At 49.2% G+C, this 20,533-nt stretch carries 23 protein-coding genes and 1 pseudogene; 14 read left to right on the forward strand and 10 right to left on the reverse strand.

The window, feature by feature from the left end; all coding sequences use genetic code 11:
- The first annotated feature begins 2 nt into the window (after positions 1-2).
- Both xerC and ACPXXB_RS06900 read left to right on the forward strand, forming a co-directional pair.
- Positions 3-953, forward strand: coding sequence for a tyrosine recombinase XerC (gene xerC / locus ACPXXB_RS06895; protein WP_423905825.1), 951 nt, complete (start codon positions 3-5; stop codon positions 951-953).
- A 96-nt stretch (positions 954-1,049) separates the two neighbouring features.
- Positions 1,050-3,050 (forward strand): sodium-translocating pyrophosphatase, encoded by a 2,001-nt coding sequence (locus ACPXXB_RS06900; protein WP_423905828.1) that lies wholly within the window; start codon positions 1,050-1,052, stop codon positions 3,048-3,050.
- Positions 3,051-3,246: 196 nt separating this feature from the next.
- Here the strand turns inward: ACPXXB_RS06900 and ACPXXB_RS06905 are convergent, their stop codons facing one another.
- Positions 3,247-3,393 carry a hypothetical protein gene (locus ACPXXB_RS06905; protein WP_423905830.1) on the reverse strand — a complete coding sequence of 49 codons (147 nt, stop codon included), beginning with the start codon at positions 3,391-3,393 and terminating at the stop codon, positions 3,247-3,249.
- A 29-nt stretch (positions 3,394-3,422) separates the two neighbouring features.
- Here ACPXXB_RS06905 and ACPXXB_RS06910 point away from each other — a divergent pair, with 29 nt between their 5' ends.
- Both ACPXXB_RS06910 and ACPXXB_RS06915 read left to right on the forward strand, forming a co-directional pair.
- The gene (locus ACPXXB_RS06910; protein WP_423905833.1) at positions 3,423-4,124 is read left to right on the forward strand and encodes a zeta toxin family protein; all 702 of its coding nucleotides are present in this window, start codon (positions 3,423-3,425) and stop codon (positions 4,122-4,124) included.
- Between the two features lie 11 nt (positions 4,125-4,135).
- Entirely contained in the window at positions 4,136-5,098 is a 963-nt protein-coding gene (locus ACPXXB_RS06915) for a DUF4268 domain-containing protein (RefSeq protein WP_423905835.1), read from the forward strand.
- A gap of 16 nt (positions 5,099-5,114) precedes the next feature.
- Here ACPXXB_RS06915 and ACPXXB_RS06920 read toward each other — a convergent pair whose 3' ends face one another.
- From ACPXXB_RS06920 to ACPXXB_RS06930, 3 genes are read right to left on the reverse strand one after another with little or no spacing between them, the layout of a single operon-like run.
- Positions 5,115-5,303, reverse strand: a complete 189-nt coding sequence (locus tag ACPXXB_RS06920) for a hypothetical protein (protein ID WP_423905836.1) — start codon at positions 5,301-5,303, stop codon at positions 5,115-5,117.
- The gene (locus tag ACPXXB_RS06925) at positions 5,300-6,565 is read right to left on the reverse strand and encodes a 6-phosphofructokinase (RefSeq protein WP_423905839.1); all 1,266 of its coding nucleotides are present in this window, start codon (positions 6,563-6,565) and stop codon (positions 5,300-5,302) included. Before ACPXXB_RS06925 ends, ACPXXB_RS06920 begins: the two co-directional genes overlap by 4 nt.
- Positions 6,565-6,954 carry a hypothetical protein gene (locus ACPXXB_RS06930; protein ID WP_423905841.1) on the reverse strand — a complete coding sequence of 130 codons (390 nt, stop codon included), beginning with the start codon at positions 6,952-6,954 and terminating at the stop codon, positions 6,565-6,567. Before ACPXXB_RS06930 ends, ACPXXB_RS06925 begins: the two co-directional genes overlap by 1 nt.
- 173 nt (positions 6,955-7,127) lie before the next feature.
- Here ACPXXB_RS06930 and ACPXXB_RS06935 point away from each other — a divergent pair, with 173 nt between their 5' ends.
- Positions 7,128-7,463 (forward strand): transposase, encoded by a 336-nt coding sequence (locus tag ACPXXB_RS06935; protein WP_423905844.1) that lies wholly within the window; start codon positions 7,128-7,130, stop codon positions 7,461-7,463.
- 715 nt (positions 7,464-8,178) lie between these two features.
- A complete protein-coding gene (locus ACPXXB_RS06940; RefSeq protein ID WP_423905846.1) occupies positions 8,179-8,331 on the forward strand; it encodes a helix-turn-helix domain-containing protein in 153 nt (50 codons plus the stop codon).
- Here ACPXXB_RS06940 and ACPXXB_RS06945 read toward each other — a convergent pair.
- The gene (locus tag ACPXXB_RS06945) at positions 8,283-8,981 is read right to left on the reverse strand and encodes a hypothetical protein (RefSeq protein ID WP_423905848.1); all 699 of its coding nucleotides are present in this window, start codon (positions 8,979-8,981) and stop codon (positions 8,283-8,285) included. The genes ACPXXB_RS06940 and ACPXXB_RS06945 overlap by 49 nt on opposite strands.
- A 1-nt stretch (position 8,982) precedes the next feature.
- Between ACPXXB_RS06945 and ACPXXB_RS06950 the strand changes: the two genes are divergently transcribed.
- The 5 genes from ACPXXB_RS06950 (at position 8,983) to ACPXXB_RS06970 (ending at position 13,357) form a co-directional block, all read left to right on the forward strand.
- Entirely contained in the window at positions 8,983-9,222 is a 240-nt protein-coding gene (locus tag ACPXXB_RS06950) for an integrase core domain-containing protein (protein ID WP_423905851.1), read from the forward strand.
- A 64-nt stretch (positions 9,223-9,286) separates the two neighbouring features.
- Positions 9,287-10,036, forward strand: coding sequence for an electron transfer flavoprotein subunit beta/FixA family protein (locus ACPXXB_RS06955; RefSeq protein ID WP_423905852.1), 750 nt, complete (start codon positions 9,287-9,289; stop codon positions 10,034-10,036).
- A complete protein-coding gene (locus tag ACPXXB_RS06960; RefSeq protein ID WP_423905854.1) occupies positions 10,037-11,002 on the forward strand; it encodes an electron transfer flavoprotein subunit alpha/FixB family protein in 966 nt (321 codons plus the stop codon).
- 57 nt (positions 11,003-11,059) lie between these two features.
- On the forward strand, positions 11,060-12,331 hold the full coding sequence (locus ACPXXB_RS06965; RefSeq protein ID WP_423905856.1) for a D-cysteine desulfhydrase family protein: 1,272 nt from the start codon (positions 11,060-11,062) through the stop codon (positions 12,329-12,331).
- The gene (locus ACPXXB_RS06970; RefSeq protein ID WP_423905859.1) at positions 12,332-13,357 is read left to right on the forward strand and encodes an aromatic ring-hydroxylating oxygenase subunit alpha; all 1,026 of its coding nucleotides are present in this window, start codon (positions 12,332-12,334) and stop codon (positions 13,355-13,357) included.
- Here the strand turns inward: ACPXXB_RS06970 and ACPXXB_RS06975 are convergent.
- Positions 13,354-13,806, reverse strand: a complete 453-nt coding sequence (locus ACPXXB_RS06975) for a DM13 domain-containing protein (RefSeq protein ID WP_423905861.1) — start codon at positions 13,804-13,806, stop codon at positions 13,354-13,356. The two genes, ACPXXB_RS06970 and ACPXXB_RS06975, sit on opposite strands and share 4 nt — an antisense overlap.
- 111 nt (positions 13,807-13,917) lie before the next feature.
- Between ACPXXB_RS06975 and ACPXXB_RS06980 the strand changes: the two genes are divergently transcribed.
- Both ACPXXB_RS06980 and ACPXXB_RS06985 read left to right on the forward strand, forming a co-directional pair.
- A complete protein-coding gene (locus tag ACPXXB_RS06980) occupies positions 13,918-15,276 on the forward strand; it encodes an MmgE/PrpD family protein (RefSeq protein WP_423905864.1) in 1,359 nt (452 codons plus the stop codon).
- 138 nt (positions 15,277-15,414) lie between these two features.
- Positions 15,415-16,602, forward strand: coding sequence for a pyridoxal phosphate-dependent aminotransferase (locus ACPXXB_RS06985; protein ID WP_423905865.1), 1,188 nt, complete (start codon positions 15,415-15,417; stop codon positions 16,600-16,602).
- Between the two features lie 35 nt (positions 16,603-16,637).
- Here ACPXXB_RS06985 and ACPXXB_RS06990 read toward each other — a convergent pair.
- From ACPXXB_RS06990 to ACPXXB_RS07000, 3 genes and pseudogenes are all read right to left on the reverse strand, one after another.
- Positions 16,638-16,733 (reverse strand): annotated as a pseudogene (locus tag ACPXXB_RS06990) (DNA/RNA nuclease SfsA); the annotation flags it as partial.
- An 83-nt stretch (positions 16,734-16,816) separates the two neighbouring features.
- The gene (locus tag ACPXXB_RS06995; RefSeq protein ID WP_423905867.1) at positions 16,817-17,962 is read right to left on the reverse strand and encodes a hypothetical protein; all 1,146 of its coding nucleotides are present in this window, start codon (positions 17,960-17,962) and stop codon (positions 16,817-16,819) included.
- A gap of 50 nt (positions 17,963-18,012) precedes the next feature.
- A complete protein-coding gene (locus ACPXXB_RS07000; protein ID WP_423905870.1) occupies positions 18,013-18,606 on the reverse strand; it encodes a TIGR00730 family Rossman fold protein in 594 nt (197 codons plus the stop codon).
- A gap of 180 nt (positions 18,607-18,786) precedes the next feature.
- Between ACPXXB_RS07000 and ACPXXB_RS07005 the strand changes: the two genes are divergently transcribed.
- Complete coding sequence (locus ACPXXB_RS07005) at positions 18,787-19,743, forward strand: NAD(P)-dependent oxidoreductase (RefSeq protein WP_423905873.1); 957 nt, start codon at positions 18,787-18,789, stop codon at positions 19,741-19,743.
- Positions 19,744-19,856: 113 nt separating this feature from the next.
- Here the strand turns inward: ACPXXB_RS07005 and upp are convergent, their stop codons facing one another.
- On the reverse strand, positions 19,857-20,483 hold the full coding sequence (gene upp / locus ACPXXB_RS07010) for a uracil phosphoribosyltransferase (RefSeq protein ID WP_423905876.1): 627 nt from the start codon (positions 20,481-20,483) through the stop codon (positions 19,857-19,859).
- Positions 20,484-20,533 lie beyond the last annotated feature (50 nt).

A 20,533-nucleotide genomic window follows, 5' to 3' on the forward strand; every position in this document is an offset into this window, starting at 1 on the left:
CCATGCCGCGTCCGCAAGATGCTCGCCTGCAAGGCCAGGTCAGGCAATTCCTCAATGCCCTTGAGCGCGAAAGAAGACTATCGGCGAACACAATCCATGCTTATCGGCGTGATTTGCGGCAGCTAATTGAATTTGCCAATGACAAGGGAATTTCGGATTGGTCATTGTTATCAATCCGGCAAGCGCGATTTTTTCCAGCAAAACTACACCAGCACGGATTATCCGGGCGCAGTATACAGCGTATGCTCTCAGCCTGTCGGGCGTTCTATCGTTTCCTGTTAAAACAAGGCGGTGCGGAGGTTAATCCATTTGCCGGGATAGCGGCCCCAAAATATCCGAAAAAATTGCCCCAGACGCTAAGCGTTGATGAACTCAGTGAGTTGCTTGAGCAACACGATAGTTCCATTTTATCCTTGCGCGATCATGCCATGCTTGAACTATTTTATTCTTCAGGGTTGCGATTGTCCGAACTGGCTTCTCTTAATGACACGTCCATCGACTTTCAACAAAACCAAATTATCGTTGTCGGCAAGGGCAACAAACAAAGGATAGTCCTGGTGGGTCGCAAAGCCGTTGCCGCGCTGACAGCTTGGTTGACCAGGCGGCACGAGTTGGTGAAGCCGCAAAATCTGGCAAAGCCGCAGAATGATACGCAGCCGGAAAATGCATTATTTGTCAATCAAAATGGCACAAGGTTGAGTGTGCGCGGTATTCAATATCGATTAAACCAATGGGCAAAAGCAAAAGGGCTTGGTCGCAGACTGCATCCGCATATGTTGCGCCACTCATTCGCCAGTCACATTCTCGAATCCAGCGGTGATCTGCGCGCGGTGCAGGAAATGCTGGGACACTCAGATATCGGCAGCACACAAATATACACCCATCTGGATTTTCAGCATCTTGCCAAGGTCTATGACAACGCGCATCCCCGAGCGCGCAAGTCTTCGAAATAGGCAGTCCATCGACCCCATTTGATATCCAGGCCCATCACGGATATAGTTCGCGGTCAATTTTTTCACAGATTAGCGCTTTTCTACGGAGCAAATTCAATGATTCAAACACTGCCTGTAATTCTGGGTGTCGTCGGCCTGTTTGCCGCCCTGCTGGTATACAAAATGGTATTAAAGTACCCTGCGGGAGAGGGCAAGGTTGCAGACATTGCGGAACAAATCCACCGCGGTGCAATGGTTTTTATGCGCCGGGAATATACTTATTTATTGGCATTTGTCGTTATTGTCGCCGCACTGATATTCATCTCCGAGCTTGGCGCAAAAACCACGCTGGCTTTTTTGGTTGGTGCGGCATGTTCTGGAATAGCCGGATATCTCGGCATGATTGCTGCAACACGCGCCAATGTCCGAACCACAACGGCAGCACAACAACAGGGTGCAGAAAGCGCATTAGCGGTCGCCTTCTTTGGTGGCTCAGTGATGGGTTTGTGTGTCGCATCCATGGGTTTGTTGGGTATTGGCTTCCTGTATTTGCTGTATGGCGGCGATCCTGAAACCGCACATGTTATCCACGGATTTGGTATGGGCGCTTCATCGGTGGCATTATTTTCCAGGGTTGGCGGTGGCATTTTCACCAAGAGCGCCGATGTTGGCGCAGACCTGGTGGGTAAGATCGAGGCCGGCATACCCGAAGATGATCCCAGAAATCCCGGCGTGATCGCCGATAATGTGGGTGACAATGTTGGCGATGTTGCCGGTATGGGCTCGGATATTTTTGAATCCTACTGTGGTTCAATAATCGCCACCATCGCCATTGCATCGACCTTGCCTGTGGCAACATTTGCGGTGATGGGCGAGCGCTCTACCCTGATGTTCTTGCCGCTTGCGTTGGCGTCAGCAGGCTTGGTGTGTTCCATCCTCGGTATTGCCATCGTAAAAATGAATACCGCCCGATCGCCCGAACTGGCTCTGCGAATCGGCACCATCGGGGCGACGATAATTTTTATGGCGGTCGCTTACGCAGTGATAAAATATTTTGATGTCAGCGTAAATGTGTGGGCTGCCGTTGCCGTGGGTGCAGTAGGTGGTATCGGTATCGGGTTAATCACCGAGTACTACACAGGCGGCAAGCCGGTACGCGATATCGCTAAAAGCGGTGAAACCGGCCCGGCAACGGTAATGATTGCCGGGCTGGCAATTGGCATGGAATCGGTAGTCGTTCCCTTGCTGATTATCGCTGCAATCATTTTAATCTCCACCGAACTTACTGGTCTTTATGGCGTCGGCATCGCCGCCGTAGGTATGTTAGCGACTGTGGGCATCACTATGGCCATTGACGCTTATGGGCCGGTTGCGGATAATGCAGGCGGAATAGCGGAAATGTCTGGATTGGGGCAGGAAGTTCGTGAAATCACCGATTCTCTTGATGAGTTGGGCAACACCACCGCCGCCATCGGCAAGGGCTTTGCCATCGGTGCCGCGGCCTTGGCCGCCCTGGCGATTATTTCGGCTTTCATTGAAACGGTGGCGTATCTGAAACCTGGATTTGCGTTGGAATTGAGCAACCCGCAGGTATTGGCGGGGATGTTTATCGGCGGCATATTCCCATTTCTGGTTTCCAGCATTACCATGAACGCCGTAGGCGCCGCCGCATTTGAAATGATTCATGAAATTCGTCGGCAGTTCCGCGAAATTCCAGGGCTGATGGAAGGCGCCACAAAACCTGATTCGGATCGATGTATCGATATTGCAACGCGGGCGGCGCTGAAGAGAATGATTCTGCCCGGCGTGATTGCGGTGGCGGCGCCGCCGATAGTCGGCTTCGGATTAGGCGCTGAAGCCCTGGGCGGCATGTTAGGCGGCGCGTTGCTGGGTTGTGTATTGATGGCATTGACTATGGCAAATGCCGGCGGTGCCTGGGATAACGCCAAAAAATACGTTGAGAAAGGAAATCTGGGCGGTAAAGGCTCCGATGTGCACGCGGCTGTTGTGGTCGGCGACACCGTTGGCGACCCATTCAAGGATACTTCCGGTCCTTCAATGAATATCCTGATCAACGTAATGGCAATCGTCAGTTTGGTGATCGCGCCGTTGTTGTAGGTTTGTGGAATCGCCCCTATATTATTTTCAACTTTCCGTTAATATTTGTTATAGTTTTCCGCCAACAGTTGGAGATTCAAAAATGTTTTCCTTATTCAAGAAAAAGCCAGCAACAATAGATAATGCACTTGCAGAATTCATGCGAAATGGTTCTGCCAGAGAGCACAAGCGGGTGTTCAAGAAAGTTATTGAGGAATCAATCAAAGACCAGCAAAAAATCATCGAGCGCGCCGCCCAAATAAGAGCCGAGAGGAGAAAGAAACAAGAAATGGATGCGGATTGCCTCTCTCATAAAGCTGGCTAATAACTGTCCTTCAAGCGGCGTTTCTTTTTGCGCGATCATCGTTTGGTCAGCGCATTCGTCAATACATCATGGCCGACATTAGTGAAAAGGAAATATCTGATAAAGCGTTGCAATACGCTAAGGAAAACCACAAAACCATAGTTGCACAGATAACGGAAGGTTTTCACTTGGAAACAAATCCCGTTTCCATTTTTATGGCTGGTTCGCCAGGGGCAGGTAAAACCGAGACTTCAATGCGATTGTTGAAAAACATCGACAATATGCTCAGAATTGATGCCGATGAATTGCGCAACCACTTCCATGATTATAAAAAATCCAACTCTCATTTATTTCAGAAAGCGGCGACTAAATTGGTGCACGAAATACACAACTCGGCGCTGAAAAACAGAATAAGTTTTTTGCTTGACGGCACTTTTGCCAATGAAAACATAGCGAGGGAAAATATCAAAAGATCATTAAATAAGAATCGGGATGTGTTTATTTTGTTTGTATATCAATCACCGATGACAGCATGGAATTTTGTGCAGCAACGGGAAATTGTCGAAGGGCGACGCATACGCTCGGAAGATTTTGCAAAAAAATTCTATGCGTCACGAGAAGTGGTTAACAAGATAAAGGCGGAATTTGGAAACAGGGTTATAGTGGCCTTGCTGTGTAAAAACATCGACGGCACCAATAAGTTTTATAAAAAAAGCGTCGAACGCATAGATGACCACATTCCAGAAAAATACAGCGAAGAGCAAATACTGAAAAAAATATTGGATCAGTGAGACTGGCTATTATGAACACAAAAATTGGCAAAATCCGCAAGGTTGATTTGCGCGAACTTTGGAAAAGCGAAAACATAAACTTTACTAAGTGGCTCGAAGAAAACATCGATTACCTGACCGATGTTCTTGACTTCGATATAACTATTGAATCCCGGGAAAAGAAAATCGGGCCATTTAGTGTTGATTTATATGGCGAGGACGACAATGGTGACAAGGTCATCATCGAAAATCAACTGGAAAAAACCAACCACACCCATCTTGGGCAAATTCTTACCTATCTGACAAATCTCGATGCAAAAACGGCGATCTGGATTTCGAGTAATCCCGTTGAAGAGCATAAACGGGCGATAGATTGGTTGAACGAAACGACACCGGATAATATTTCTTTTTATCTAATACAGTTAGAGGCCATACGAATTGAAAGCGAGATGATGGCGGCGCCGCTTTTCACGGTTGTTACAAAACCAAATACTGATATTAAACAAATTGGGGCGCAAAAAAAGAAATCCGCGCAACAGCATACGTTGAAACATAAATTCTGGAAACAATTTATTGAAAAAATAAATGAAAAAAGTTCAATTTGTCAAAACATCAATCCGGGAAAAAATAGTTGGCTCACAATATCGACCGGCATAAGCGGAGTAGGCGTGTATCTTGTGATAACCAACCAGCATGCACGATCGGAAATATACATAGCCAAAGGAAATAAGGAGGAAAATAAAAAAATCTATGATTTGTTTTTTGCTAAAAAAATTCAGATTGAATCTGATTTTCAAGGCGAACTCGTCTGGAAAAGACTGGAAAACCGTCAGGCATCCAAAGTAGAGCATTGTTTAAAGGGGGTCAATGGTTCCAAAGAAGCGGACTGGGGAAAAATAACCGAATTCTTGATTGATAGTGCCATCAGAATGCATCGGGCATTTCACAAACATATACCGGAAATAAAGCAAAAACTAAAAACCGGGTCGGCGTAATCCTGCCTGCACGCTTTTACAAATCGCCCCCAACCACAAAATCAAAAACTCGATTCAACTCCAGATCCACAATCAAATCATCCGCCGCTTTCCGACCATGTTCGCGTACCACTTCGGCGAGGATCAGTTGCGCCGAGTGGCGGTTATACGAGCCGCCGAAATCGACTTGCACTTTGAGTAATTTTCGCGCTTTGTCGAGTGTCATAACTTAAATTCGGTTTTCAGTTTTTTCTTCACCGGCACATTCTTCAATCGAACATAATCCGGCAATCCATTTTTATACGGCGGATAATCTTCCCCCATCATCAATGGTCCAAGGTAATTGCGGCATTTCCGCGTAATGCCAAACCCATCTTTGGTGATAAAACTTCGCGGCATCATTTTTTCCACATTGGCAACACGACCGAGACTGGCTTTGCCAATTTTCCAGCGGTATGGTTTGTCGCTGACGCGAACGATGGTGGGCATCACCGCGTTATCGTCGGCGAGCGCCATTTTCACCGCGGCTTTGCCGACCGCATAGGCTTGCTCCACATCGGTTTTCGAGGCGATATGCCGGGCCGAGCGTTGCATATAATCCGCCACCGCCCAATGAAATTTGCAACCCAAATCTTGTTTGACTATATTGGCGACGATCGGCGCGACACCGCCTAACTGGGCATGACCGAAGGCGTCGACCAAACCTTGGTCGGAAAGAAATCGCCCATTGCTATCGCCAACGCCTTCCGAAACCACCACCGACGCATAACCGAATTCGGCCACTTTTTGTTTAACTACCGCCATAAATTTCTTTCGATTAAACGGTATTTCAGGAAACAGGACGATGATCGGGATTTCGGTTTTGCTATCCGAAGCCATGCCGCCAGCCGCTGCAATCCAGCCGGCATGGCGTCCCATGACTTCCAACACAAATACCTTGGTGGATGTTTTTGCCATGGAGGCGACATCAAAACTGGCTTCACGGGTGGATACGGCAATGTATTTTGCAACCGAGCCGAAGCCCGGGCAGTTATCCGTTATGGGCAGATCATTGTCCACGGTTTTTGGGATGTGTATCGCCTGGATTGGGTAGTTCAAGGTTTTTGAGAGTTGTGAAATTTTCAGGCAGGTATCCGCCGAATCGCCGCCGCCGTTATAGAAAAAATAACCGATGTTGTGGGCTTCGAATACGTCGATCAACCTTTCGTATTCACGGCGATTTTCCTCGGCGCTTTTGAGTTTATAACGACATGACCCGAATGCGCCGGCCGGCGTATGGCGTAATTTGCGGATGGCGGCGGCGCTTTCGCGCGAGGTGTCGATAAGATCTTCGGTCAATGCGCCAATAATGCCATTGCGTCCGGCATAGACTTTGCCGATGCGATTTTTATTCTTGCGCGCGGATTCAATTACGCCAGCGGCACTAGCGTTGATTACCGCCGTGACACCGCCAGACTGCGCGTAAAAAATGTTCTTTTTGATGTTCATTATTTCGCGATTTCAGCAGGCTTCAGGGATTCGCCAGCACTGCCGGAACCCACGCCCTGCCGCTCGCGCTCGTGATCGGCCTGGGTTTGCAGCACCGCAGCGACGCACTCGTCCAGGTCATTGTATTGGTCAATCCCGGTGCCGTATTGATCGTGCGGCGTGTAAAAAAATTGCGTCCGATACTGAAACAACCCGACTTTGAACACTACAAAATTGGCGCCTCTTTCGTGCCAGAATACCGTCGGGCAATGGGTGACCTGTTCAGATTTTTTATCCAGCGCCAGTTCGCAATCGGCAAGCTCAATCTCCACATCCTTTTTATATCGTTGCGTCAGCATCTCACGAATGTTATGCAGCTCGGAATCAGTAAAATCGGATACCAATGACATGATGATAAGAAAAAAAATTTGTAAGGGGCAATTCTACAATAATTCCTTTATCTGCGGGTCGAAGTATCCGTGTTAAGTGTCTGTGGGAAAAATGTTTATTTCGGGCGATCTTAAGTTTGACGCGACAAACTGATCGTTCTAAACGCAATGATGAATAAGCATATTGCCTTCTGATGCGGCATTGGCTTGACTTATCCGGTCCGGGGATGGAGGACGCGCTTTATGACATGGCTTGTTTGCGGCAATTCGCACGGATTGACCTGGGTCGGGAAACGGCACCGGATGAGACCGCGACATGCAAGTTTCAGCATGTACTGGAAGGGGCGGGGCTAGGCGAGAGGTTGTTTCATTTAGTGAGTGAATATTTGACAGAAAACAGGCTGTTTGCGTCGAAGGGCGCGCTCGTGGATGCGACCTTGATTGAGCGGCCTCGGACGGGAATAAGGCGAAGCGACGCGACCCGGACCTGCGCTCGACGCGCAAGGGGAGGCAATGGTATTTCGGGATGAAGGCGCATGTTGGGGTGGATAGCCAGAGCAAACTGATTCACTCGGTAGCGGTGCGGCGAAAACGCCTGATTCTGAGGTATTGGAAGAGTGGCTGCATGGCGGGGAAACCAGGGTGTGTGGGGCTCGGCTTATAGCGATCGGAAAAAGGCGCTCAGCCGGTGTGCGCCGAAGGCAAGGGACGATACCCGCAAGAAGGGGCGGGATGCCGCAAGTTATCGGGTGGGGAAAGGCGGAGGAATCGGAACAAGTCAAAAGCGCGGCGCAAAGCGGAGCATATGTTTTTTGTGATGAAACGCCAATTCCATTTCACCAAGGTGAGATACATAGGTTCTGGACAAGAACACGAATCATATGTTCACGAGTTGTGCGTTGATTAATTTGGCGATGGCCAAGAAGCGCTTATTGAGGCCGGCATTATGATGATTGCGCCTGGAGCAAGCGAATAAGGGGATCAGCGGCTAAAGGCGGCGAAAGACAAGTCAAATACCGTTAAGAAATCCCGCCAATCAGATAATAAATGCTTGAGAATAAAATTCGACAATTTGAGTGTCACCGCCTTAAATCAGAGTTTCCTTACCCTAATGGTCCGATAATCTGCTGTATAAGCGCCAGATACCTTTGGCGCTCCGATGCAGAAGGAGAGTCATGCAACATCAGCATATCGGATACCGAGCAAAGGCTTTGCCGCGTAGCCTGTTTAGGGCAGCTTTGGGAGATGACTTCCAAACATGCTCAACAACGCCTCAAAATCCTCGGTTTCTTCGCGGATCATGGCGTAGCCGCGACCTGTGATGCCTTCGATGTCAGTCGCAGAACGCTTTATCGCTGGAAACAGTGCGCCAAGCCGGCGGCGACCCGGCCGCCCTGACTGCCAAATCCTGCGCCCCCAAGCGTTGGCGACAGCCACAGGCGCCCCCGGCGCTGGTCAAGGAAATCCGCCAACTGCGCGAGCAATTCCCCAACCTCGGCAAAGCCAAACTGCGGGTCTTGCTGCGACCCTGGTGTAGGCAAAAAGACATTGCACAGCCCAGCGTCTCCGCCATCGGCCGCATCATCGCCCGCGACCCAAACAAAATGCGCCATTCCCCCACCAGACTGAGTGCCCGCGGCCGCCACAAACTCATCCCCCGCAACCGCAAAACCCGCAAGCCCAAAGGCGGCAAACATCCACCGCTTGAAGTGTTCGCCTGCGACACTGTGGTGCGCCTGCGCGATGGACTGCGCCGCTGCCTGTTCACTTTCATCGACCCTCACTCCCGCTTCGCTACCGCCTTCGCCGCCGCCCAGTCCAGCCAGCAGGCGACCATCGCCCTTGACGCGCTGTGCCAACTGCTGCCACAACCGCCGCGCTTCAGAATCGAAGACAACGGCTCCAAGTTCATGGGCCGCCTCCAGCAACGCCTCGATGCCCACGGCATCACCCACTGGCGGACTTATCCCAAATCGCCCACCATTTCGACGGGAGCGAAATGGCGCGTAGTCCGCGAAGCGGATTCGTTTCAGGGATGATACGAACAAAATGAACCCCTGTGCCGAGCGCTTCAACCGCACCATCCAAGAGCAGTTCGTCGATTATCACGAGGATCAACTATTCCATGACCTGCCCGGCTTTAACCGCAAACTGGCCGACTGGCTGGTCGACTGCAACACCGTCTTGCTCCATCATAGCCTCGGCTTGCAATCTCCTGCAACTTCCTCATCCATAATCAACCCGAGTGCCATATGGGGTGGACTTATACATCTGCTACTCATTGCATAAATATTAGGGTAAAATCCGCGTCCAATTTTTGCTATTCATCACCTTTTCGAGGAGACTCCACGAAATGAAAATACTGGTACCAGTAAAGCGCGTTATCGACGCAAACATCAGGGTCAGAGTCAAGGCTGATCAAACGGGTGTTGAAACAGCCAATGTCAAAATGGCGATGAACCCATTTTGTGAAATTGCGGTAGAAGAAGCGCTGCGTCTAAAAGAAGCCGGACATGCCGAAGAGGTGATTATGGTCTCCGCAGGCCCTGAAAAATGTCAGGAAACTATTCGTACTGGTCTGGCAATGGGCGCCGATCGTGGTGTTCATATTAATACTGAGGCGACGTTGGAACCGCTGGCAATTGCCAAAATGATTAAAGCGGTTGCGGAAAAAGAGTCGGCCGACCTGATTATTCTTGGAAAACAATCTATTGACGACGACAATAATCAAACCGGTCAAATGCTGGCAGCGATTATGCAACGACCTCTGGGAAGCTATATCTCGAAAATAGAAAAGAACCACGGCGGGTTTGCGATTACCAGAGAAATTGACGCCGGGCTGGAAAATCTGCAAATCACCTCTCCGGCAGTGGTGACCACGGACTTAAGACTGAATGAACCGCGATATGCCTCCTTGCCGAATATCATGAAGGCGAAAAAGAAACCCATCGATATGGTAACGCCGGAACAATTGGGTGTGGATATCAGCAACCGTATTGAGGTACTGCAAGTAACCGAACCACCAGCGCGGGACGCGGGGGTTATGGTTTCAAGTGCGGCGGAACTGGTTGACAAACTAAAAAATGAAGCGAAGGTGATCTAAATGAGTATTCTAGTAATAGCAGAACACGATAAATCTGAATTAGCGCCGGCAACGCTCAATACCGTAACCGCGGCTGGGCAAGTGGGGGGCGATGTGCATGTTTTAGTTGCCGGCCAAGACTGTGCTGGTGTTGCTGATGCTACTGCAAAAATAGCCGAGGTTAGCAAGGTATGGGTATGTGATTGCGCTACCTATGCCCATGAAATCACTGAAAACACTGCAGCACTGATAAAATCTATAGTCAATGGCGATGGCAAAGACGATAGCTATAGCCATGTGATGGCGCCGGCCTCGACATTCGGCAAGGCGCTGATTCCTTACGTTGCCGCGCTTTGTGACGTTCAGGCGATATCGGATATCAGCGAAGTAGTCGATGCCGATACTTTTGTGCGACCAATTTATGCCGGCAATGCATTATCAAAAGTGAAATCCTCGGATGCAGTGAAAATGCTGACCGTGCGCACTACGGCGTTTGAGCTTGCTGATGGCGAAAGTGCCGACCAAAGTAAATGGGCAGAAATTGAGAGCATTGACGATGCCGGCGCCACGAATCGGGTACAGTTTATTGAGCAGTCATTAAGCCCCAGTGAACGACCTGAATTAACCTCCGCCCGAGTGGTTGTTTCCGGTGGGCGGGGTATGCAAAGCGGAGAAAACTTTCCCTTACTCGAAAAACTAGCCGATCAACTTGGCGGTGCGGTTGGTGCCTCCCGTGCCGCGGTTGACGCCGGGTTTGTTCCCAATGATTATCAGGTTGGACAAACCGGAAAAGTGGTGGCCCCGGATCTGTATCTGGCAGTCGGTATTTCCGGCGCGATTCAGCACTTGGCCGGGATGAAGGATTCGAAAGTCATAGTTGCCATTAATAACGATGAGGAAGCGCCCATCTTTCAGGTTTCAGACTATGGATGGAATGAGGACCTGTTTGTTGCGGTGCCCGCGTTACAGGCGGAACTGGAGAAATAACTGCCAAATAAATCGGCGCGTTGCCGGTCAAACTTTTGTGTAACAAAATAAGTAAGTTTGAAAGATTGGTATGATCCGGCCTCGAATTCCCCGGTCGGCTGCACCACGGCAGTTCCCATTTCTTCGGGCAAGTATAAAGAGTGTGGCATATTATTGTGCTGGAGAATGGCCTATCGAATTGTTGAATGTGCCGCTAAAATTGCCTTATCGAATCGGTATGGCATGTTGGATGTAACCGACTATTATACTATTGAGATGAATTCCACGCATAAATCAACCGCGGGTAAATTAGCTGCCGTGCTACGCGGTATTCCCAGAGTTGAATTGGCGCATACCCCTACGCCGCTGGAATACATGCCGCGATTGTCTGCTAAGTATGACGGCATCGAACTTTATGTAAAACGAGATGATTGCACCGGTCTTGGGTTTGGCGGAAACAAGGTGCGGCAGATAGAATTTTATCTTGGGGATGCCCTGGATAAAGGTTGCGATACGGTGTTAAGTACCGGCGCAGTACAATCAAATTATATGCGTACCATCGCCGCGGCAGCGAGCAATCTGGGGTTGGAATGCCATATCCAGTTAGAGGATCGAGTGGATAATCAATCCACCGACTATCAAAATTCGGGCAATCGAATGCTTACAGGTATGTTCGGCGCCGCCATTCATCACTATGCCGATGGAGAGGATGAACAAGGCGCGGATGGAGAAATAAATCGCATTGCCGATGAGTTAAAACAGAAAGGCAGGAAACCCTATGTTATTCCCTTGATGCCCGTAAAAGAGCCTAAAGGCGCGCTCGGGTATATGGTCGCTGCACAAGAATTAATTGAACAATTTGCGCAGCAGAAATTCGCTCCGGATTTGATTGTCGTGGGATCTGGAAGCGGCTTGACCCATGCCGGGCTGTTGTTTGGATTGCGCTTGCATGGGTCGAGTGTTGCGGTGCTGGGCGTTTGCGTAAGAAGAAACAAGGCATTGCAATTTTCCCGCATCAAATCCCATTGCTCGAATTTATCGGCGATGTTGAAGTTGTCGACTTTAGTGAAAGATGAAGATATTTGGACCGATGACAGCGCGTTGGCGCCGGGCTATGGCCAGATGTCGGCGCTTGTGAATCGCGCCATTCAGATGGCGGCGACCTGCGAAGGATTGCTGCTGGACCCGGTTTATTCGGGCAAGACCCTGGCATGCGCCATTAAACTTATTGAGGACGGGTCGCTGTCTCGATTTAGAAAAATTGTTGTGATTCATACTGGAGGCGCGCCGGCAATATTCGCCTACCGTAACGAGATGGCGCGGATAGGCCAAATAGATCAGAGCAGATAAATGTCAAACACTGTGGAATCCTTGCCGGCGAATTGGTATTACGATGAAGCGGTTTTTCGTCGCGAACAAAAAAATATTTTTGAAAAAAACTGGACTTTCATTATCGATGGTGCCGAAGTGGCGAAACCGGGGCAGTTTGTCACCGCAACAATTACCAACCAATTCATCGTTATTGTTCGTACCCTGCAAGGCGAATTGAAAGGTTTTCTTAATTTATGCCGTCATCGCGCCTCAACGATATGCACCGAAGATAACGGCTCGCTGACCCAATTCACTTGTCCCTATCATGCCTGGAGTTATGACTTGAATGGGAGATTAAAGAATGCGCCCGGGTTCAAGATGGGCGAACAGGTGACACCGGAAAAATTTAGTTTAATTCCGGTAAAGGTCGATATCTGGAATGGTTTGGTGTTCGCTTGTTTGGACCGGGAGTGTGCCTCGCTTGAGTCTTGGTTGGGGGATATTGTGCGAATATCGGAAAATTATCCGACGATTTCTGAAATGACTTTCGAGGCCATGCGCAGCAATGAAGGCAGCATAAACTGGAAAAACTACAGTGATAATTCTGCGGAGGGCTATCACCTGCCGACGATTCATCCTGGGCTTAATGCCGCGTTGGTCAGCAAACAAACCCGAATTGCAGCATATGAAAACGGTAAATTTGTTGGCTTTGAGGTGGTTTATAAAGACCGTTCGCAAGACGGTTCTTCGGGGTTTTGGATTTATAAGTTTCCCGGCATGCTGCTGCATTTTTCCATGAATAGTTTTAATATCGAGCGCGTGATTCCGATTGGTCCACAAACGACAGTTATGCAACGATGGTTCTGGTTTAAGCCATCGATCGATAAACCGCAACGCAAACAGGCGATCGAATTTTCCAGCCAGGTGATGAAAGAGGATATCGGTATTTGCACCCGGGTACAAAAAAACCTTGAAGGCGGCGTTTATCAAACCGGGCTGCTTTCCATGCAACAAGAACCGGGCGCGATTTTCTTCCAGCAATGCGTAAAAGAGGCGTTACGTTAGTTATTCTCCAAATTCCACCTCAGTGCCGCACCACCCCACAGATGGGCATAAGCTTCGCAATGAATCAACAAAGAGGCAAAGTCGTTTAAATTAACATTGTTTGGAATTTCATATTCCTGCGCGCCTTTGTGGGAATTCAACGGGCTGATTTTTACCGAGGATTGGATAACATCGCCGCCGCCGATGTCTTTGATTGATTTCCTGGAAAGATAAACTTTCAAATCGGGACCTTTTTTGGTTTTGAAGTGTTCATCAAAAATGATAATTTTTTTATCATCCCGCGCCACGATTTTCCATCCGCCATTTATGGCATAACCTTTTGTCGTCCATGTCCCGCTGGCAATTTCACTTTCACCGGCGAAACTCGAATTAATTAAAAGTGTAGTCCAGAACAATGTTATGAACAATGCCAGGAACAATACTATTGAAGTTTTTGCCAATCGAGTCATACTTATACGCCTTAATGTGAATTCTTAATAATGTCAATTCGTAATGAATTGCAACACAAATAAGACAACAGCAATTCAAAATAATTTTAGTCGATTTGAAAATAATATTTTATGCCGGATACCCCATCCAAACAATTGGCAACATTTGCATCTGGATTGGCGTTTGACCAAATTCCCGAAAATGTAATCCGCCGCGCGCAATGGTTATTCCTCGACTGGTACGGCTCGGCACTCGCTGGATGCAGGTCCCGCAGTGCTGCGGTATTTAAACGATTTGCTCGGGATATGGGTCCCGAATCAGGGCCGTGTCAGTTGTTTGGCAGTGAACAATCCAGCAGCCCGCTATTCGCCGCTCTGGTGAACGGAGCGGCATCGCATATGGTGGAGCAGGATGACATACATAACGCTTCGATTTTGCATCCGGGCACGGTGGTGTTTCCGCCGATTTTTGCTGTGGCGCAGTCATTGCCCGCTGTTTCCGGGAGGGATTTTTTAACCGCCGCCGCGGTGGGTTACGAATGCGGAATACGCATTGGCGAATTTTTGGGGCGCTCGCATTATCGGGTTTTTCATACCACCGCCACCGCAGGCACCCTGGCTGCGGCGATGGCAGTGGCAAGAATGCTCAATCTCAATCCAGAGCAAACACGCCACGCCCTGGGTTCGGCCGGAACCCAGGCCGGCGGGTTGTGGGAATTTTTACGGGATGCGGCTGATTCCAAACAACTGCATACGGCCAAAGCAGCGGCGGACGGCTTGCTTGCGGCTTATAGCGCGCAACACGGCTTGACCGCCGCCAGCCAAATACTTGAAGGACAACAAGGAATGGCGGAAGGTATGTTAGGCGAGGGCGATAGCGCTAAACTAACCGACCGTCTCGGTGTGCGCTGGGCGTTGACGGAGACCTCATTCAAGTTTCATGCCTCGTGCCGCCATACCCATCCCGCTGCGGACGCGCTGCTTCAGATTTGCCACGAACATGACTTGGATTTCAGGGATATTGAACATATCCGGGCTTATGTTTATCAAGCAGCCAAAGATGTCTTGGGTGCAGTCGATGTTCCAAATACCATCCACCAATCAAAATTTTCCATGGGCTTCGTGCTGGCGTTGATCGCACGGCATCGGTCCGCCGGAATTTCTGATTTCTCGGAGCAAGCGCTTTCTGATCCGATCAATGCTGATCTTAGGCAGCGCGTACATATGATCGTTGACGCGGATATCGATCAGCAGTATCCCGAAAAGTGGGGCGCCAGAGTGGAGGTGAAATTGCATTCTGGCGGAATTTTGCAAGCATTTGTGAATACGCCAAAAGGCGATCCGGAAAATATGCTAACCAGAGACGAGCTGGAAACAAAAGCGATTAACCTGGCGCAGTATAGCGGGGTGATGGAGCGCGCGGAAATGGAATCAATAATTGATGTGATTTGGGGGCTGCCGGAGGTTGAATCTTTTGGCGTGGCATTTTAGTCGGCGCGCCATTATTTATTCTGGCTCTATTCATTATGATGCCTGGTCGCCCATTTATGAATAAGCTTATTTGCTAATGGTTTGATTCAAATCTGGCGTGATACTATTCGGTTTTTCATGCTATTGACTAAAACACTGATGAAATTTTCAACCCTGACACAACGAATCTCCGGGGAAAGTGTTGATGCCTGGGAAGTGCACTATGAAGGACTGGCGAGAAGGGAAGCGGGGGAAGATGTCATTATTCTAAGTGTGGGTCAGGAAACCGATGAATACACCGATGATGAAATCGTAAATTCCGCAATCGCCAGTCTGCGAAATGGACGACATCACTACGCGCAGATTGAGGGCACGTTGGCATTGCGTAAAGCCATTGCCAGGCGACACAATGAATTAACCGGGCAAGGGGTGGATGAATCAAACTGCGCGGTGTTCACGGGCGCTCAAAATGCGTTATTCGCCGCGGCGCAGTGTGTGCTGGAACATGGTGATGAAGTCATTCTAATTGAGCCGTACTACACCACATATTTAGCAACCTTCACCGCATCGGGCGCGACTCTGGCGAGCGTTCCAGTAACCGCTGAAAATAATTTTCAAATTGATCCTGATGATGTTTTGGCGGCGATTACCAAACGAACTAAAGCAATAGTCCTGAATTCTCCGAACAATCCTGTTGGGGCGGTGTACACCCTGGAACAATTCAAACCCATTGTGGATATTTGTGTCGAGAAAGAAATTTGGTTAATCAATGACGAGGTTTATCAGGAAATTCTGCTGCCGCAGGAGCGTGCCAGTCCAGCCAGTTTAGCGGGTGCCGACCAGGTATGCATTACCGTTTCCAGTTTGTCTAAATCCCAGCGCATGACCGGCTGGCGGTTGGGTTGGATAGTCGGGCCAAAACCGCTAATGGAAAACCTGTATAACTTGTCCATGTGCATGACATATGGATTGCCGGAATTTATTATGGACGCTGCTGTTACCGCATTTAAGATGGGGCCGGTCACCGCCGATAAAGTCAGAAAAAATATGGATTCCCGACGAAAAATTTTGATTAATAAATTACTGGGAATTGATGGGTTGAATGTCTTCAGCTCGGCGGGGGGGATGTACGTTGTCGTGGATGTGCGTGAATCAGGAATTAGCAGTCGGGATTTTGCTCGGAATATGCTCGATCAATACGATGTCGCGGTATTGCCCTGTGATGGATTCGGCGCCTCGGGCCGGGGGTTGATTCGGATTAGTTTATGTGTCCCCGAGGATAAATTGATTATCGCTTGTGAGAGAATAATTGAGTACGTCAAAACCCTGAAGCAAAACCTGGGTTGATAAGCAATTTAAAGCTGCGACGCAGCGGTCGCTGTACAGTCGTTCACGGCGACGGTGTCGGGGCAGTGCGCGGTAGAGATTTCTCTGCTCGCCAGCTCCACATCAGCCAGAAACCGCTTGTATCGCGCAAGTCGCTGGTTGCCATCGGGTCGCCATGCGCCTCGGCTGGTGTTTGTGTTTCGGCTTTGTTGCACTTTAGCAATATCAGATGGATTTAGGCCGCGCCGTCTTGTCCTGATTTAAGGAGATTCTGCTTTTTTAGTCCGCTCCTGATGTTGTCCAATATTCTTTTTTTCTGGTCATCGAATTGTATCGATACCTGAAATGTTTGGCATGTTCCCTTGACGCTTTGTTTGTTGTCAAACAGTTTCCCTTCAATGCGAAATGGTGTCTTGGATAAAGAGACAGCCGCTTCACAGGGGAGCCCCGATTTCTGTCTGTTAAAACGATGCAACAAGATTTCCGTAATTCCGGGAACCTGCTGAATAACCTCAAATACCTCCCGGGCCGGAGATGGAATATCTTCAAGTCGGTTTTTTGATTTCCCCCAGATTGTGCCGTGGCTACCGTGGCTTGCTACTTTAACTCTTGCCGGCCGCCGCGGTTTTGTCGCATCGAATGGCGGTTGGTTCTGATTAGTGGGGAGGCGTCCCCTTTGCGGCGTTTTGTCTTTTTGCCACTCATTCATGACTTTCTTAATGTTCGGTATCTGAGACGACTCTTTCAGTTCGTCCAGTGTTTCCATAACTGCCATGCGGATATCACCGATATCAATCTCTTTCTTTATTTTGCGGTCTATCTTTTTCAGCCGCTCAATCGCTCTCGGTAAAACCAGCCGGGGTATGATGATTCCATCGCAATCAACCGTCAGGCAGGCGTAGCTGATTGACTTCATCAGTTTTTGGCGTTGAAACGGTTCGGTTTCCCGTCCGCAGGATTTTTTGACCGACCAGTTTGCCTCTGCCCTAAGAATATTCAGCAATGCATTTGCGGCTTTCCACGGCGTATCCTCCGTAGCGTCCGCATAGAACTCAAGCATCCTGTTGTGAAGATGGTTGGGATTAGCGACAACCACAGGGCGTCCCGCTTGGTGGGCGTGTACCAAACCGAGAGCGGAGCCGATGGATTCCCGCCACATATTGACCAGCAGTCCGTCCGCTTGCTCAATGGAGTCAAGATCGGAGCGGATAAACTTGTATTTCCTTTCCTTATACGGTAGCAATTTTTCGGTCGGGTCTATGAAATCCATCCACTGTCCAAAACTTTTCTTGATGACCTCCCGCCACCGGTGTATCTGAACCTCATTGCAACCGACAATCGGACCTGCCAGATAGACCCAAAATTTTTTGTTTTTCTTCATTTACTGAACAACTCCCCGTGAAATTAAAATTCTACCAATATCTTGACAAACTAAACACACGCTCCCGCTGCAATTTTATGCTCAGTTTGTTTGCTGAGGCGCTTCATGGTTTCGCGCATTTCATCCAACAGATTATCAGGGTCATCATGGATGGTGTATAACGATTGATGCTTTGGTTTGATAAATTCTTGAGCCACTGCATGGTCAATGAAAGCAGACAACGGGTCATAGTATCCACATACATTGAGCAAGCCGATGGGTTTTATATGAATCTTCAATTGCGACCAGGTGATGGCTTCGAAAACTTCTTCCAGAGTTCCAAAACCGCCGGGAAGTGCAATGAAGCCATCCGCCAGGGAAGCCATGGTCTCTTTTCTCTGGTGCATATTCTCGACAGTAATCAATTCGGTTAGTCCAGGGTGGACGATTTCGTTATCAAACAGCGATTGCGGAATAACGCCGATAGTTTCTCCGCCATTCTCTATCATGGTGACCGCAATTTTTCCCATAAGTCCGACGCTCGCCCCGCCGTATACCAACCCAATATTGCGGGCTAATAAAGCCTGCCCCAGATTTTTTGCTGATTCCAGATATTCTGGCCGACTGCCGGGTTTTGATCCGCAGTAAACGCATATTCTTTTCATTATTCTCTTCTTCTGTTTTAATGTGCTGTTTTATCTATAGAGCAAGCCAAAGAATACACTGACTGGCAACAATATTATATTTGATTCAATCAATAATTTAGGAAATAATCCGTGAAGTTTGAATTTCCCGCCCCTCATTTTTAATTTCATCGGGTAATTTCATCTTGGCGGAGCAATTTTATGACTAAAGTAGGTTTTATCGGTTTGGGCAATATAGGCGGTAAGCTGGCTGGCAGCCTGTTGCGTAATGGGTTTGATCTGACAGTTCGCGATCTTGAAAAACCGGCGGCCCAGCTGTTTTTGGATGGCGGCGCCAAGTGGGGCAATAGCCCAAAAGAAATGGCCGAAAATGTTGATATCCTGATTACCTGCCTGCCAAATCCGGCTGCCAGTGCGGCGGTTATGGAAGCCGACGATGGCGCATTGAAAGGGTTGAGAGATGGTAAAATATGGGCGGAAATGAGTACCACAGATGAAGCGGAAGTATGCCGGCTTGGCGCATTAGTCAAAGCCGTAGGTGCCGAGCCGATGGATTGTCCGGTCTCCGGCGGATGTCACCGCGCCGCCACCGGCAACATCGCCATATTCGCGGGCGGCGAAAGAGCCGTGTTTGAGCGCATGCTGCCGATATTGACCACAATGGGTCGGCGGGTCTTGCACACCGGCGCCCTTGGGTCGGCGTCAATCCTCAAAGTGGTGACCAATTATCTGGCCACCGCAAACCTGCTCACACTGTGCGAAGCCTTGGTTACCTCCAAAGCCGCAGGCATGGATTTGAACATCGCCTACGAAGCCATCCGAATTTCATCCGGCAATTCATTTGTCCATGAAACCGAAAGTCAGGTTATTTTGAACGGCAGCCGCGACATCAGTTTCACCATGGATTTAGTGTGCAAGGATATTGGTTTGTTCAGCGAAGTGGCCAGACGCGGCAATGTGCCGTTAGAACTTGCCCCGCTTATGGTGGCTATTTTTAAAGACGGGCAAAAACGTTACGGCGCTCGGGAATATTCACCGAATATTGTTCGACGACTGGAGGAGGCGACAGAACTGGATATACGCGCGCCCGGCTTTCCCTCGCAGATGCTGGACGATGAACCGGAACAAGCAGGTTATGAGGTTATTCCCAAAAATTAATTTGCAGGGGCTTATAGGGGCATCAATGCCACTCGATAATATGGGCGATAACATGAGCGATAACATGGGCAGACAAGGACTGCCCGCGCCGGGTGTGCGCCCAGTTGCGTAGGTTAACGCGTTCCGTAAATTCGGTCGCCAGCATCCCCCAGCCCCGGCAGGATGTAACCGTGGTCATTCAATTCGCGGTCAATAGCTGCGGTAAAAATGGGCACATCCGGGTGTGACTGGGTAAACGCCTCGACACCTTCTGGGGCCGCTAATAAACAAACAAACTTCAATTTGTTTGCGCCGCCTTGTTTTAATCGGTCCACCGCGGCAATTGCTGAATTGGCCGTGGCCAGCATGGGATCCACAACAATGGCGAGGCGCTCACTGATGTCCCGGGGTACTTTATAATAGTATTCGACGGCAACTAGGGTGGTCGGATCTCGATACAACCCGACATGACCTACTCGGGCCGAAGGCATTAGAGTGAGCATGCCGTCGAGCAAACCATTGCCGGCGCGTAAAATCGAAACGAAACAAAGTTTCTTTCCAGCCAACACCGGCGATTTCATAGCTTCCAGTGGCGTTTCGATTTCCCGCTTGGTGAGCTCAAGATCCCGGGTTACTTCGTATCCAAGCAACATCGCTATTTCGTTCACCAACCGTCGAAACAAACTGGTCGGAGTTTCCTTGCGCCGCATCAAAGTGAGTTTATGTTGAATCAGAGGGTGATTAACGATGGTTGCATTCATTATTAAGTCCTGATTTGGGGTCCGAATTTGTTGATGGATGATTTAATGTA

This window comes from Candidatus Spongiihabitans sp. (assembly GCF_965237845.1).
Lineage (GTDB): Bacteria > Pseudomonadota > Gammaproteobacteria > Arenicellales > Poriferihabitantaceae > Spongiihabitans.